Below are 16,272 nucleotides of genomic sequence, written 5' to 3' on the forward strand. Positions count from 1 at the left end.
TATCATGGTATCACTTTTTGTGATACACTAAACAAATAACTGATAACCAATAACCTAATAACCGAACTATGACACCATTTGTGGCCGAGATCATCGGCACCTTTTTATTAATGCTTTTGGGCTGTGGCGTGGTTGCCAATGTTGCCCTTTCTAAAACGTATGGCAACAATGGAGGGTGGATTGTCATTACAACGGGCTGGGCCATGGCCGTATATGTAGGGGTGGTGGTGGCGGCCCCTTACAGTGGGGCACATATCAATCCGGCGGTAACAGTGGGATTGGCGGTTGCCGGAAAATTTCCTTGGCAAGAAGTACCCCCTTATATTTTGGCCCAGTTTATCGGTGCCATGTTGGCTGCCTTCTGTGTGTGGCTGGTGAACAAAGAACATTTTGATGCCACCGAAGATGGCAATACCAAACGGGGCGTTTTTTGTACGTCCCCGGCCATTCCCAATACGGCGTTGAACCTGTTCAGTGAGGTTTTGGGCACTTTTGTGTTGGTTTTCACAGTGCTTTATTTCAGCGATGCGACCCTCAATGATTCAAAGCCCATTATTATTGGTCTGGGATCTTTGGGCGCTTTGCCCGTGGCCTTGCTTGTTTGGGCAATAGGCCTGTCTCTTGGCGGCACTACGGGGTATGCCATAAACCCTGCGCGTGATCTGGGTCCCCGAATCGTTCATGCACTGCTGCCTTTGAAAAACAAGGGTTCCAATAATTGGGACTATTCTTGGATTCCTGTAGTGGGCCCAATAATCGGAGGTTGTTTGGCGGCTTTTTTGATGTTGGCCCTTAACTAAAGTCAGTAGAGATGGCCTTGGCAGCAATATAGGCCCCTGTCCAAGCATTTTGAAAGTTAAAACCCCCTGTAATGGCATCGACGTTGATAATTTCGCCTGCCAAATAGAGGTTGGGCACAATTTTGCTTTCAAACGTCTTGAAATTGATTTCCTTTAAATCGACACCCCCGGCGGTCACAAATTCTTCTTTATACGTGCTTTTTCCATTCACCTTTAAAGAACAGGCGGTCAATTCTTTTGCCAAATTTTTAAGGTCATCATTTGTGGCACTGGCCCATTTCAAATCTTTTTCGATTCCGGCGGCCAAAACCAACCGGTACCATAAACGTTGCGGTATTTCGATGGCCCTGCTTTTTATTACGGTCTTTTTGGGTTCCATCTCTTTGATCTGCCTTAGATACCCATACATCGATTCAGTGGTATATTCGGGCATCCAGTTGACCTCGACCCTAAAGTCATATTGTAGGTCGTGCAGCAAATTGGCCCCCCAGGCCGAAAGCTTCAGAATAGCCGGGCCACTGAGCCCCCAGTGGGTAATGAGCAATGGCCCTTCGGAAACCATTTCGGGTTTTTTTGGCAATCCGCTTTTGAGCTGTATCTTGATTTTTGGGTTGTACCTGTTCTTTTGATAAACTGCCACTGAAACATTACAGCATATCCCCTGTAGGCCATTGATACGGGAGTCTTTGATATTAAACGTAAAAAGCGATGGCACAGGGGGCACAATGGTATGGCCCATCTGCTCCAGTAATTTCCAGATTTTGCCATTGCTTCCAGTGGCCAAAAACAATTTTTTGGCGAAGTAATGCTTATTCATGGTGGTCACCTGCCACTGGCCTTGACCGTCAACCTTAAATTCTTTGACCGAACTGTTTCTTAAAATGGTAATGCCCAATCGGTCAGCTTCGGACAGAAAAAAATCGATAATGGTCTGAGAAGAGTCGCTCTTGGGAAAGACACGGCCATCTTCCTCAATTTTTAAGGCGATGCTGTTTTCTTGAAAAAAGGCCATGGTGTCACCCGTGCAGTGCTCATGAAATGGGCCCAACAGTTCTTTTTCGCCACGGGGATAATTTTTAACCAGTTCGTGAGGTGAAAATTCCGCATGGGTCACATTGCAGCGGCCCCCACCTGAGACCTTTACCTTTGACAGTACGTTTTTACCGCGTTCAAAAATGGCTATCTTGAGCTTCGGGTTAGCCCGGGCCATGTGGATGGCCCCATAAAAACCGGCCGCACCGCCACCAACAACGATAACATCAAACATCAACGAACACGTTCTGGATAGTCAGAAATGATACCGTCAACCCCAAATTCTTTCATCTTTTCGATGTCTTCAGGGTTGTTGACCGTCCATGTATAGACTTTAAAACCTGCATCCTGAATTTTGTCAACTATTTCTTGTGTCAATTGCCTATAATCAGGGTTGATGGCGACCGCATTCAATTCTTTTGCTACGGGAATTGCCTGTAAGGGGTCTTCTTCGGTCAATACAGCGATGGCAATATCAGGATTTGCTTCACGCATTTTTTTCAACTCATCCCAGTTGAAGCTGGAAATCAAAAAATTATCCCAAGACCAGCCTTTTTCCCTTACATAATAATCAAGTATGAAGTTGACACGGTTTGCGGTATCCGCTCCTTTCAATTCTATATTCAGAGTGGTCTGGTTGTTGATGAGCTTAAGCACATCTTGAAGCATTGGTATTTGGTGGTTGCCATCAAGCACCACTTGTCTCAAATCAAAGATGTTGTACTCTTCTATTCTTCCCCCGGCATTGGAAAGTCTTTCGAGGCGCTCATCATGGAACACTACAATTTCACCGCTATCAATCTTAAATACGTCAATTTCGATCATGTCTGCATTCAACTCCATTGCCTTTTTAACAGAAGCCAACGTATTTTCGGTCTCATGGCCCATGGCACCCCTGTGCCCAATGACCAAAGGAACGGAATTTCTCATATTGCAGCATCCAAAAAATACCATTATTACAATTAGTGCTATCGCGGTCTTTCCCATATTCAAAGATTATGCTGCACAAAAATACAATTTGGAAACAGAACTCAATAGACCTAATCTAACTCATAAATACCCATTGTATTAACATTAAAATTGAAATTTATTAAATATTTTCATTTTGTTGATGTGATATTCGTAAAATATATTTAATAGATTTGCCATATTACTAACCGATTAAATAAACCAACATGTTTTCGAAATCAAATTTATTGGCCACTCTTGTCAGTGGTATTTCCATGTTCGTACTAGGGTACGTTTTTTGGGGAATGTTGGGTGAAAGCCTGATGGAAGGCCACACCCTGACCAATGTGATGAAAGAAGAACCTGATTTCATCCACTTATTCTTGGGTTGCTTGATAGGGGCCTTTGCCTTTAGCACCCTTTATGGGAAATGGGCACGGGGCCATCACTCTGCCAAAGAAGGAGCCGAGTTTGGCCTTTGGATAGGTGTATTCGTCGGATTGGGAATGGGCCTTATTTGGTTCGCCACCTCTACTATGATGGATCTTACCGGACATCTTATGGATGCTGTAATCAACATCATCTACTACACCATCATCGGGGTAATAGTTGCCATGATCTATAGAGCCACGAGTGCCAAAAACCCATGATAAAATATCTGAGCGGGCCAAGGCCCGCTCTTTTATTGGGCAATACGAAAAATAAAAGACTGTAAAGGGTCAAGCTCAATGGCAATCTTTCCTTGCCCTTCTTCAACCTTCAACTTGTTTTTTTGTTCCCCATAGAGATTTTCTTTCAACGGATAGATGCCATCGGCCAAGCCCCATTTGGCTATGATATCTTGAGGAATCTTCAAATCGAACCTATAGTTTTTCTCCCGATCAAAATTAGAGACTATAACCAGCTTTTCGTCGAACGACCAGCGAACATACGACAACACGCGATGGTCGTAAGTGGGTGTGTTATCTTTATTGTAAAAATGGATTTCTTGGTATTCGCCCATCAACGCAGGGCTATTGATGGTGAAATTCAATAAGTTTTTGTAAAAGTCACGCAGGCTTTTTTCTTTTTCGGATAATTGTCCACCATCAAATTTTTTGTTGTTCATCCACCGTTGATGGGCAGGCACACCGATATAGTCAAAGATGGAAGTTCTGCTGGGCCTTCCAAAGCCTGCCTCTTCAGAACCATCTTCACCCACTTCTTGACCGAAGTAGATCATGGTCGGTGAGGTACTGATGGTGGCCGATACCACCATGGCCGGCTTGGCAATTTCTGGATCTCCTACGAATTCAGGACTTGCGATTCGCTGTTCATCATGGTTCTCCAAGAAATGTAGCATATGGTGCTCGATATCTTTCAACCCATTCTGTACAACAGGTATATGGTCTGTCCACCCATGGCCCTGCATAATATGTTTGATGCTATCGTACAGTTCTACCTTGTCGTAGAGATAATCCATTTTTCCTTTGTGGATGTAATCACGGTAAAGGCCCGGGTTATAGACCTCGGCCAACAAGAACGCATCGGGGTTTTTCATTTTTATGGAAGCGTTCAAAAAACTCCAGAACTCTACGGGCACCATTTCTGCCATGTCGAACCTGAAACCATCGACCCCAAAATCTAGCCAATAGAGGGCAATATCCCTGAACTTATACCAAGAGTCGGGCAAATCTTTATCCTTCCAAAACTCAAAGTGGTCTTCATAACCCTTCATGGCATATTCAGGGGGCAACTTTTCAAAATCTTTGCTGCCATCGGGCCGCACCCCGTAGTTGATTTTAACGGTCTCGTACCAATCATTTTGTTGGGGCTGTGGCGCACGCGAGCCATTGCCCGTCCATTTTGCGGGCTCTTCGGTAAACTTACCATCGGCCAAGGGATGGTTTTCGCCACCCAAGGGCCGATAACCATCTTGCCACTCGGGCACCTTGAAAGCTGTACCCGGTATGTAGTAAAAGTTATTGTTTCTGGTGTATTCGACGGAGGTGTCGTCACTGACCCCAAAATCTTCAATCCCTTCAGGATTGGTCAACCCCTCATAACGACGGGCCACATGGTTTGGCACAATATCAATGAGCAGTTTAAGTCCGTTTTTATGGGTTCTCTCGATTAGCTCCTTAAACTCATCCAACCGTTTGGCAGGGTCCACAGCCAAATCTGGGTTCACATTATAATAATCTTTTACTGCATAAGGGGATCCCGCACGGCCCTTTACCACATCAGGATCATCGTTTGATATGCCATAAGTGGTATAGTCGTTGATGACGGCATGGTGTGGCACACCTGTATACCAAATATGGGTAACCCCTAGGGCCTTGATCTCTTGAAGCGCCTTGTCGTCAAAATCAGCAAATTTTCCGACACCGTTCTCCTCAACGGTGCCCCACGGTTTGTTGGTGGTATTGGTGTTGCCGAACAGTCTGGTAAAAACTTGGTAAACAACTTTTTTTCGCTCTTGCATTTCTTCTGATTTGCTTTTTTTGGGATTTTCAGCACATGACACAGTCAATAATACACCGATCAATAAGACTAAGACTGTAAAGGGCTTCATGCTTGTATGGTTTCCCCAGGTTTGAGCACCACCCGTTGGCCGTTTACCCGAATGGACATCTCCTCGGTGCCTGTCAGCTCATAGCTAGACCCCTCTTTGGTCACGGTTACTTTAAGAATGCGGTTTCTGAAATTTATTTTGAACGAATAGGCTTCCCACTTCTCAGGAAGTTGGGGTGTAAAATTCAATTTATCCTCAATGATTCGCATGCCCGCAAAACCTTCGACGATACTCATCCAGGTGCCGGCCATTGAGGTAATGTGCAGCCCTTCTTCCACTTCCTTGTTATAATCATCGAGGTCAAGACGCGAGGTTCTAAGGTAGAACTGATAGGCTTGGTCCATTCTGCCCAGTTTGGCAGCTTGAATACTATGTACACAAGGCGACAGGGACGACTCGTGTACCGTAAAGGGCTCGTAGAAATCAAAGTGTTTGCGCAACTCTTCTTTGGTAAAATGATCTTCAAAGAAATAGAACCCTTGCAACGTATCGGCCTGTTTTATGTAGGGCGAGCGCAAAATGCGGTCCCAGCTCCATTTTTGGTTCAACGGACGTTCACTCTTGGGCAATTCAGATACAGGTATCAATTCCTTGTCCAAGAAACCGTCTTGCTGTAGATACACGCCATGTTCTTTGGAATATGGAAAGTACATATTGTCGGCTACTTTCTTCCACTTTTCGGTCTCCGTCTCGGTCAGATGGGTTTTGCCGATAATCCTTTTGTAATCATCAGGATAGCCCTCTTTTACTTTTTCAAGCTGTTCAATGGCATACTCAATGCACCATTTGGCTATATAGTTTGTATACCAGTTGTTGTTCACATTGTTTTCATACTCGTTGGGTCCGGTAACACCCAGTATCACGTACTGCCCCTTGTGTTCAGAAAAGTTGGCCCTTTGGTGCCAAAAACGGGCGATACCTATAAGTACTTCAAGGCCCATTTCAGGAATGTAGCTATAATCTCCCGTAAATCGGAAATAATTGTATATGGCGAACGCAATGGCCCCATTCCTGTGGATTTCTTCGAACGTGATCTCCCATTCGTTATGGCACTCTTCGCCGTTCATGGTCACCATTGGGTACAGGGCGGCCCCATTTTCGAAGCCCAGTTTTTGGGCGTTTTCAATAGCCTTTTCAAGGTGGTTATAGCGATATTTCAAAAGCCTTCGGGCCACCTCTTGGTTTTTGGTGGCCATGTAAAAGGGAATGCAATAGGCTTCGGTATCCCAATAGGTGCTGCCGCCATATTTTTCGCCCGTAAAGCCTTTTGGGCCTATATTCAATCTCGAATCGGTACCCAAATAGGTCTGGTTCAGTTGAAATATATTGAACCGGATTCCTTGTTGGGCCTTGACGTCTCCTTTAATGGCGATATCGCTCATCTGCCAAATATCGGCCCATGCCTTTTTCTGCGTTTGCAGCAACCCATCAAAACCAATAGCGGAAACCTTGTCAAGCACTTCATTCGCCGCTTCGATCAATTTGTTTTTGTCATGGTTTCTATCAACGGTATAACCACCATATTTTATAACGGTAAGCTTGCCTCCTTTCTTTAGGGCAGTATCGAAGGTCAATGAAACCTTGGTATCGGTTTTTTGTGGCGATGATGGCTTTACTTGTTCGTTGTGGGCTTCGGCAGTGGCCATCATAAAAGTACAGGTGGCAAAGTTGGTCTTCATGGTGTGCGCCTCTATGAAGCCCCTGCTGCCGTCAGCAACAATATTCGTGGTGTTCCAAAACTGGTCATCCCAATTGCTATCTTCATTTTTGATACCACTGTCAAGGTATGGCATTGCCGCAACCCCGACATCTTTGTTCAAGACCTCCAGTTCATATTTTATGGCCCCGACCTCATCATATTTAAGGCTTAGAAACCTTGTCACAACCGCCTTCACCTCTATTCCATTGGGCATGGTGGCTTCAAAACTTCTTTGGTACCAGCCTTCTTTCATATTCAGTTCACGCCTGTAGTTGTCGACTTTGGTACAGGTGTTGAGATCTAAGGGTTCTCCATCAATAGAAATATCGATACCGATCCAGTTGGGGGCGTTCAATACTTTGGCGAAGTACTCAGGGTAGCCATTTTTCCACCAGCCTACCCTGGTCTTGTCAGGATAATACACTCCTGCTATATAACTGCCCTGAAAGGTTGGCCCAGAGTAGGTTTCCTCGAAATTGGCCCGTTGTCCCATAGCTCCGTTACCGATGCTGAACAGGCTTTCTGATGATTTCACGCGATTCTTGTCAAAGCCCTCCTCTATAATGGACCACTCGTCTGGCACAATATAATCTTGATTCATTTGATGTCAGTTTTTTGGTTGCTATTAATTTCCCGACCCTGCACCATTTGGGTTCAAAGTTGATTCCCTGGCAACTATGGTGGGCTGAATTATTTCGGTTTTATATGTTTCTTCCTCTACATCGCTCTCGACCTTTTCTATAAGCATTTTTGCAGCGATTTCTCCCATTTTATCACCGTGCTGCGCCACGGAGGTCATACTCGGATTGGCGTGTTTTGACAACAGTCCGTCGGTAAAGCCAATTACCGAAATATCATCTGGAATCACATAGCCCTTTCTCTGAAGTACCCGCATTGCGTTAATTCCAAATATCTCATTGACGCTCAAAACACCATCCACCTCAATTCTATCAAAAAAATCGCTGATGACCTGCTCTTCAATATCCATATAGGGCAGTCTTAAGATATAGTCGTCCTTGATCTCAAGCCCACTGTCTAGCAATGCTTTTCGATATCCTTCATTACGGTCTCGGCTAACACTAAAATAATCATGGGTGGTAAGCAATGCAATTTGTTTTCGCCCTTCATCGATTAATTTTTTGGTGGCCATATAGCCCCCTTGCTGGTCATCGATAACCACCTTGTCACAATCGATTTCATCAGTGACCCTATCAAATAGCACCACAGGTATGCCCTGTTCGGTAACCTCTTTTAAATGGTTGTAGTCATCATTTTCTTGGGTGCCCGCTGAAAGAGACATAATAAAACCATCGATGCTGCCATTGGCCAACATCTCCATGTTAATGACCTCTTTATCAAAAGATTCGTCTGAAAGACATACTATTACATTATACCCTTTTTGGTTGGCGTATTTCTCTATCCCTTTGACGACCGTTGTAAAAAAATGGTGCACAATGTCAGGAATCACCACCCCGATATTCTTTGTTCGCTTGTTCTTGAGGCTTATGGCAATGTTGTTCGGCTTATAGTTGTACAACTTGGCAAAAGCCTGAATTTTCTCTTTGGTATCCCGACTGATTTCCTCGCTATTTTTCAGTGCTTTGGATACAGTGGAAATAGACACATCAAGTTCTCGGGCAATGTGTTTTAAGGTAATCTTCTTTTTTAACATGAATCGCGTTATAAATCAGAGTTTATTTGGTAAAGAATACCTTCGCCATCTTTTGGCACGACAAGTATATACAGCGGACATATTTATAACCAAAAATAACGGCTTAAGGCGGCAAGAAATAAAAATATACTATATTTAGCAATTATTTGACGATTTCTTATACCTATTATACGATTAGTGAAGAAAACACAAATTGCGGTTGGTACAACTGACCAAATGGTAGTTTGGCAAAGTTATTAACACGAAACCGTTTTCGTGGCTGTTAGGCCAAGCAATAAAAGGGTTTTAACGCTTTTTTTACATATGTTTATCGTTTAATTTAAAATTAACTCAACTTAAAATTAATTACTTATGAAGATTACGCTACTTAAAGGCTTTGTGCTGCTCGGGGCATTTTTATGCTTTGGCATTGCGAAAGCTCAAACGGTATCTGGTACTGTTTCTGACGAAACTGGTCCTTTACCTGGGGCGAGCGTTTTGGTTAAAGGAACCACTAACGGTACCCAAACTGATTTTGACGGTAATTACACCTTGAACGATGTGGGCAGCGATGCTGTTCTGGTGTTTAGCTACATTGGTTACAAGACCCAAGAAATTGCGGTCAATGGTCAGTCGACCATTAATGTGGTCATGGAAGAAGATGCCCAAGCATTGGATGAGGTAGTAATCATCGGTTACGGTCAAACAACGGTGAAAGACGCAACCGGTTCGGTAACTGCGGTCACCTCAGAAGATTTCAACCAAGGTATTATTGCATCGCCCGAACAGTTGATCCAAGGTAAGACCGCGGGTGTGAACATTCAACAGACCAGTGGTGAGCCTGGTGCCGGAGTTCAGGTAAACATTCGAGGCTCTAACTCAGTTAGGGGTAACAACAACCCTCTTTTTGTCGTTGATGGTGTTCCTCTTTTTGGCGAAAATACAGATGCCGCAGGAGACACAGGTCAAGGAGGAAGCGAGGTAAGTAACCCGTTGAACTTTTTGAACCCCAACGACATCGAGAGCATCAGTATCTTGAAAGATGCCTCTGCAACGGCCATTTATGGGTCCAGGGGCGCCAATGGTGTGGTCATTATTACCACAAAAAGTGGTAAGGCCGGTGGCACAGGAGTGTTGGAGTTCAGCTCTACACTAAGTATATCAAAGCCAGTCAGAAAATTCGATTTGTTGGATAGGGATGAGTACCTTTCAGCTGTCGAGCAATTTGGAGGTAACGCTGCAGCCAATGACTTCGGAGCCAATACCAACTGGCAAGAAGTAGTTTTAAGATCCACCGCTTCTACCAATAACAACATCGCCTATTCAAAAAACTACGGTTCGGGCAATGTAAGGGCCACTTTCGGGTACCAGAAACAATTTGGTGTTATTGAAAAGTCCGAGTTCGAAAGAATTACGGGAAGATTGAATTTGAACCAACGGTTTTTGGATGACAAACTTTTGTTGGGTATCCAGACCTCAATTGGTCGGGTAAACATTGATAAACCGCCAGTAGCTTCAGGAGCGGGGTTCAGGGGAGACATCTTGGGTGCCGCCTATTCCGCCAACCCTACATGGCCTGCAAGCCCAAGTTTTGATGATGGTGGTGGTCTTATCCAACCTGCCAACTATTTGGCCGAGACACAAAACGTGACCAACACCAATCGTTTTCTCTTGAACGGCTCGATCGAATATAAGTTTACCCCGGAACTTTCGGGAAAAGTGAACTTGGGTTATGACCGCTCAGACAGTGAAAATGTATCTGTACTTAGTGCGAACTTGCAAAACTTCAATGGTATTGAAGGTATTGGTTTTGGAACCTTCAACTCATTGGAACGAGAAAACTCAACACTCGAAACTACTTTGAGCTACACCAAACAGTTTGACAATTCAAACTTGGATGTTGTGGTCGGGTATGCCTTTCAAGATTTTAGAACTTTTGGTTTTAATTCACAAGGTAGAGGTTTTGGAACAACTGATTTGAATGGAATGAGCAGTGATCTTGTTGCGGTCATCAACGCTGCAAGAAACACTATTGACGGCTCTTTCCAACAGTTTGCCTACGGTGTCAATACAGATGGTTTGGTAATCAACAGACTGTTTCCAGCACCGGTTACAGAGACTATCCCGTACCAATTCTTAAGAGAGGTAAGATCTGCTACTTTTGACAACTTTGACAATACCGATGAACTTCAGTCATTCTTCGGAAGGGTCAACTACAGCATCGCTGGTAAATATCTTTTTACAGGCACATTTAGGGCGGATGGTTCGTCGCGCTTTGGCCCTGACAACCAATACGGCTACTTCCCTTCGGGTGCTTTTGCATGGCAAATTGGAGAGGAAGACTTTATTGGAGACAACGTTTCAACTCTTAAGCTACGCTTAAGCGCAGGTCTAGTGGGTAACCAAAACGGCCTTGGCTACGGTAACTTTGTTACTAGGGAGCGTTTCAGGGGTATTGGAACCCAACAAAGCCTTGAGGTATTCCCTGACCAGTTCGGTACGGCACCAGTGGCTTTTGAAAGAACTGACCTAAAGTGGGAAGAAACATTGAGTTTGAACGTTGGCCTTGATTTTGGCTTCAACAATGATAGGCTTAATGGTAGCATCGATGTATATCGCAACGATACCCAAGACCTATTGCTGCAGTTGCCACCGGCATTTCCATCGGCGAGTGCCTTCCAATTTGGTAACGTTGATGCAAGCATTATTAACCAAGGGATTGAATTTGCGTTGGCATACGACTTTGTTCAGACCGAGGATGTGAATTTCAATGCTTCTTTTAACATTGCCTACAACCAGAACGAGATCCAAGACTTCGAAGGCGCCATCAACACCGGTGAAATCAATGGCCCTGGCCTATCAGGTGCGTTTGCACAGCGCTTTGAGGCTGGCAGGTCGCTCTTCTCATACTACATGGCAGAGTTCCTCGGCTTTGATTCTGAGGGCAACCCAACATATCGCGATGTTGACGGTAATGGAATAGGAGATCCTGATTCTGACAAGTTTTTTGTTGATGAGGATGGTCTACCTGATGTTACTACAGGTCTGAATTTGAGTGCCAGCTACAGAAATTGGGATTTTAATGCCTTTTTCGCAGGCCAATTTGGTTTCTCAGTGTACAACAATACTGCCAATGCCCTGTTCAACGCAGGCCAAATTGGTACGGCTAGAAACATTACACGCGATGTCGTTACCAGCGGAGAAAACCCAGGTGCCTCAACTGCTGTATCGACCAGATTCTTGGAAAAAGGAGACTTTGTAAGGTTCCAGAACGCAACCGTTGGCTACAACGTGCCTCTTAGTGAAGATAGCCTCTTTAAGAGCTTGCGTTTATCCGTTAACGGTCAAAACTTGTTCTTGATTACAGATTACAGTGGTGTAGACCCTGAAGTGAACGTACCTACTGCAACACTCGGCTCGGGTGTACCCACAAGAGGTGTAGACTGGTCAGCATTCCCCAGACCTATGACGATTAACTTCGGTGTTAATGCTACTTTTTAATTAAAAAATTGTTAGAAATCATGAAAAGAAATTCTTCTAAAATTTATCTATTAACCTTCCTCTCGGTACTGGGGCTCGCTTCATGTACCGACTTGGAAATCGAGGAAACCGACTCTTTTATCAGTGAAGGTTTTCAAGGATTACAAGACCCGCAGGCCAGTGTGAACGCTCTTTACGGGCAAACCTATAGCCAGTTGGGCGACCAAGCAAACACTTATGCCTTACGTGAGGTAACGACCGATGCCCTTTTGGTGCCGACCAGAGGTGCCGACTGGGGAGACAACGGCCGTTGGAGAAAACTTCACCAGCACGAATGGGGCTTGGAAGAAACCGATATCATCACACCATTTCAACAATGGACATCGGCCCAGTTATTGGCCTCGCAGGTATTGGACCCAAGAAGTAATGCAGATGCCACTACAGCGGCTGAGGCAAGATTTCTACGTGCCTATGCTATGTGGACAACACTTGATCTTTACGGTCAGGTTCCCTTCAGGGATACGCAGCTTCCAGATTCTGAACTGCCAACCGTATTGTCTGGCGCAGAAGCGGTCACTTTCATTTTGAACGACCTAGATCAAGCTATCTCTGGATTGCCTGCTACTGCAGCTGGTTCCATTGATGACCTTGACAAGGCGAGCAAGGCAGCGGCCAGATTCTTAAAAGCCAAAGTATTATTGAACAGGCACATCTATGAAACTCAGCTTACAGGTGGAGGGGGAACTCCGAATCCTGCAGACATGGCTGAAGTCATTGCGTTGGTAGATGCCATCGCCGCCGATGGCTTTGAACTTGAAGACAACTACTTTGAAATGTTCAGAAATAGCGCGGATACCGAAACCATTTGGTGGGCAGCAACAGCGATCGGAAACCGTATTTTCAACGGACTGCACTACAACTCTACCGGTATCGGTGGTGGTGGTTGGAACGGTTTTAGCACCCTTGCCGAATACTATGACCTATTCGAAGGAGACCCCAATAGCAACCGAGTTGACTTAGATGGCAATCCTTTGGATGGCCAAGAAGAGCGTAGAGGCGGTGTGCCTCCAGCTGGTCTGCCTGTAGGAAGCATTACTGCCAACCCAGGTGAAGAAGTTGCCGATGGTAATGACAATGGCATTATCGATGGAAGTAATGTAGGTTTTGGTTTCTTGATTGGTCAGCAGTACAGCGAGACCGGAGACCCACTTACCGATAGACAAGGAGCTCCATTACAATTTACCAGAGAGTTCTTGGATGGCAACGGCCAGCCTAGCCTTATCAACAATAACGAACGTACCGGGATACGGGTAATGAAGTATAGTCCACGTTATGGCGGCTTTGTGAACCATAGCCCGCAGTTCCGTTATGCCGATGCGCATTTGATGAAGGCCGAGGCCCTGATGAGAAGTGGTGGCGACCCCACAGCTTTGGTCAACGAGTTGAGAACTGCCCGTGGTGTTGATCCACTTGGTGCGGTAGGCGAACAAGAGCTTTTGGCAGAAAGAGCGAGAGAGCTCTTTGCAGAAGGCTGGAGAAGAAACGATATGATTCGCTTTGGCCAGTACCTACGTCAATGGGAGTTTAAAGGATCTAATGAGACCGGCAATGCTACAAGATTGCTTTTCCCTATCCCACTTCCACAGTTGTTGGCGAATCCTAATTTGCAACAAAACCCAGGGTATTAATCCTGATTGTTCATAAAACCAAAAAAGGGGGGCAAATTGCCACCCTTTTTTGGTTCTCCCCACACTGTCTTGCAAACCAATCAAGGAAGTGCACTTATTTGCATAGTTCCAGCCATGAAGTTTTTCCTCCGTTTAGCGTTGACTAGCACTTATACTCCCTACATAAAATATCAAAACCTAACAATAGTTTTATATATGCTGTTTCAGTCTATGTGCATTTGGAATTCAGGTTTTCGTTGGCAACCAAAAGTCTGAAACAACAAGCAAACATCCGCTTTTAATAACCATTGGAAATACCGAAAGTTCTTAAGACCCTACCATAAACCTACAGTTGGTTCGATGTTATGTTCGTTGCATCTTATTGTTGCCCATAATATTCTAGAAACGAAGGTCGGCTCTTGCTGATAGCTATCCACATTGTTCTAAGTGGCAGATGTAAACAATTCCAGTCTCCATGACCCGAAAAAAAGAAATTAAGGCATGGGCAAGTAACCCAGGAATCAAACCCAAAAGTTCGACTGGCGAATATGTAAAACGAAACCCCAACCATCTATAGATAGGGGCATAAATTGTTGTTACAGTAAGTGTTTCTATGGGGTTTATCGGAACACCCACCATAACACGAGAACCACGGCTATAATAGCCATTGTAAGCCAAATTTCCTTGCTCTTGAACAGACTTTCCTTTTTCTCTGTGGGATGGTAATCGTAAAGAAGCGCAGGATCCAATTCTTTGGCTGTCTTTTGGGTGCCCAGACTTACCACTACCATGATCACTATACTTGTCACGAATAGGAAGATGGCGTAATGCAAAAAGTTCATCGTCACCAAGGTGCCCAGCAGAGAAGTCTCAGAAATGGCAAGCCCCCCTTCTTGGCTCATAAATTCGAGAACCAATCGACCTATGCCCAAAACAAAACCCGTCCACAAGGCGGCCAGAGCACCCTTTCCATTAATCTTCTTGTAAAAGATGCCCAACAAGAAGGCAGCGGCAATCGGCGGTGAAATGTAGGCCTGAACACTTTGTAAATACTTGTAGATACCTCCACCCTCGGTGAGCTTTTTCATAAAAGGAATCCAGGCCAAACCAACAATCACAAGCAAAACGGTGGCCACTCTTCCTATCATCACCAGTTCTTTTTCAGATGCCTGGGGTTTCCATTGCTTGTAGAAATCAAATGTGAACAACGTGGAGGTACTGTTGAAGACACTTGACAATGAGCTCATCAGGGCCGCCAAAAATCCAGCGACCACCAACCCTTTAAAACCTACTGGCAAAACCCTTAATATCAATGCAGGCAATGCCGCATCGGTCGTAGTCTTGGTTTCTCCGGTGATTGGATTGGTCACGGTAAACATATCTGGAAATTCAGTGACCGAAAGTGCATATGCTATAATACCGGGAAACACGAAGATGAACAGCGGCAATAGCTTTAAAAAACCGCCAAATATGGTACCCTGTCGGGCCACCTTGATGTTCTTGGCCGAAAGCACCCTTTGCACTATAAACTGGTCGGTACACCAATACCAGATTCCCAATATGGGCGCTCCGAGCAATACGCCGGTCCAAGGGTATTCTTCATGGCGCCAGAGACTCATAAAAGTGTCGGCATTTGGGGCATTGTCTTGAATGGCAATCACCACATTGTCCCAACCGCCAATGGCCTGAAGGCCAAAATAGGTAGCAGCGGCCCCACCAAGGATGAATATGATAGATTGTACCATATCGGTATATATAACGGCCTTTAGCCCTCCGAATACCGTATAGATTCCAGTGGCTATGACCGTGATAATGGCACCCGTCCAGAATGGAATGCCCAGCAACACCTCAAAAACTAGGGCCCCCGCAAAAATTGTGAACGATATTTTGGTCAACACATAAGAAACGATAGAAATCAACGACAGGTACATTCTAGAACCCCTATTGTACCGGCGCTCTAGAAATTCCGGCATGGTAAATACACCACTTTTAATGTAGAATGGCACAAATACCCAGCCCAACAAGAGCAAGATAAGTGCTGCCAGAATTTCGAACTGTGCCTCAGGAAAAGCACCCCGTGCGCCCGCACCAGATAACCCAATCAAGTGCTCAGACCCAATGTTACTGGCAAAAAGCGAAGCCCCTATGGCAAACCAACCAAGGTTTCGGCCGCCCAAAAAATAGTCTTGCGAGCTTGCCCCGCTCTTTTCTTTTACAGTTACAAACCAAGCAATACCAAAAACAAGAATGAAGTAAAGCGCAACGACAATGAAGTCAATAGTGGTAAGGTTTCCCATTATATTTTGAGTTTGTTAGTTGAGTGATTGCAATTTAACCAAATTTTTGAAGGATTCTAAGCAACTTTTCGGCCGTAGCCGTATCCTTAACAAAGACCAAGATAAACATTCTTTATAGTCTTATTAAGTTTAACTATCTTGCCT

Annotated in this window: 10 protein-coding genes; 4 read left to right on the forward strand and 6 right to left on the reverse strand. The window is 44.8% G+C overall.

The window, feature by feature from the left end:
• Nucleotides 1-68: 68 nt before the first annotated feature.
• A complete protein-coding gene (locus VC82_RS05120; RefSeq protein WP_045801408.1) occupies nucleotides 69-800 on the forward strand; it encodes an MIP/aquaporin family protein in 732 nt (243 codons plus the stop codon).
• Here VC82_RS05120 and VC82_RS05125 read toward each other — a convergent pair.
• Nucleotides 793-2,067, reverse strand: coding sequence for a BaiN/RdsA family NAD(P)/FAD-dependent oxidoreductase (locus tag VC82_RS05125; protein WP_045801409.1), 1,275 nt, complete (start codon nucleotides 2,065-2,067; stop codon nucleotides 793-795). The genes VC82_RS05120 and VC82_RS05125 overlap by 8 nt on opposite strands.
• Nucleotides 2,067-2,762, reverse strand: coding sequence for a glycerophosphodiester phosphodiesterase (locus tag VC82_RS05130; RefSeq protein ID WP_045801410.1), 696 nt, complete (start codon nucleotides 2,760-2,762; stop codon nucleotides 2,067-2,069). Before VC82_RS05130 ends, VC82_RS05125 begins: the two co-directional genes overlap by 1 nt.
• Before the next feature lie 245 nt (nucleotides 2,763-3,007).
• Between VC82_RS05130 and VC82_RS05135 the strand changes: the two genes are divergently transcribed.
• Nucleotides 3,008-3,430 (forward strand): hypothetical protein, encoded by a 423-nt coding sequence (locus VC82_RS05135; RefSeq protein ID WP_045801411.1) that lies wholly within the window; start codon nucleotides 3,008-3,010, stop codon nucleotides 3,428-3,430.
• Between the two features lie 32 nt (nucleotides 3,431-3,462).
• Here VC82_RS05135 and VC82_RS05140 read toward each other — a convergent pair whose 3' ends face one another.
• From VC82_RS05140 to VC82_RS05150, 3 genes are read right to left on the reverse strand one after another with little or no spacing between them, the layout of a single operon-like run.
• The gene (locus VC82_RS05140; protein ID WP_045801412.1) at nucleotides 3,463-5,334 is read right to left on the reverse strand and encodes an alpha-amylase family protein; all 1,872 of its coding nucleotides are present in this window, start codon (nucleotides 5,332-5,334) and stop codon (nucleotides 3,463-3,465) included.
• A complete protein-coding gene (locus tag VC82_RS05145) occupies nucleotides 5,331-7,634 on the reverse strand; it encodes a glycoside hydrolase family 65 protein (protein ID WP_045801413.1) in 2,304 nt (767 codons plus the stop codon). Before VC82_RS05145 ends, VC82_RS05140 begins: the two co-directional genes overlap by 4 nt.
• A 24-nt stretch (nucleotides 7,635-7,658) precedes the next feature.
• Nucleotides 7,659-8,705 (reverse strand): LacI family DNA-binding transcriptional regulator, encoded by a 1,047-nt coding sequence (locus VC82_RS05150; RefSeq protein ID WP_045801414.1) that lies wholly within the window; start codon nucleotides 8,703-8,705, stop codon nucleotides 7,659-7,661.
• Between the two features lie 351 nt (nucleotides 8,706-9,056).
• Here VC82_RS05150 and VC82_RS05155 point away from each other — a divergent pair, with 351 nt between their 5' ends.
• Together VC82_RS05155 and VC82_RS05160 are read left to right on the forward strand one after the other, a co-directional pair.
• On the forward strand, nucleotides 9,057-12,185 hold the full coding sequence (locus VC82_RS05155) for a SusC/RagA family TonB-linked outer membrane protein (RefSeq protein ID WP_045801415.1): 3,129 nt from the start codon (nucleotides 9,057-9,059) through the stop codon (nucleotides 12,183-12,185).
• 20 nt (nucleotides 12,186-12,205) lie between these two features.
• Nucleotides 12,206-13,852 carry a RagB/SusD family nutrient uptake outer membrane protein gene (locus VC82_RS05160; protein WP_045801416.1) on the forward strand — a complete coding sequence of 549 codons (1,647 nt, stop codon included), beginning with the start codon at nucleotides 12,206-12,208 and terminating at the stop codon, nucleotides 13,850-13,852.
• Between the two features lie 599 nt (nucleotides 13,853-14,451).
• On the opposite strand, the gene VC82_RS05165 is transcribed toward VC82_RS05160, so the two are convergent.
• Nucleotides 14,452-16,128 (reverse strand): sodium:solute symporter, encoded by a 1,677-nt coding sequence (locus VC82_RS05165; RefSeq protein WP_045801417.1) that lies wholly within the window; start codon nucleotides 16,126-16,128, stop codon nucleotides 14,452-14,454.
• Nucleotides 16,129-16,272 lie beyond the last annotated feature (144 nt).

The sequence above is a fragment of the Flagellimonas lutaonensis genome (genome assembly GCF_000963865.1).
GTDB classification, from domain to species: domain Bacteria; phylum Bacteroidota; class Bacteroidia; order Flavobacteriales; family Flavobacteriaceae; genus Flagellimonas_A; species Flagellimonas_A lutaonensis.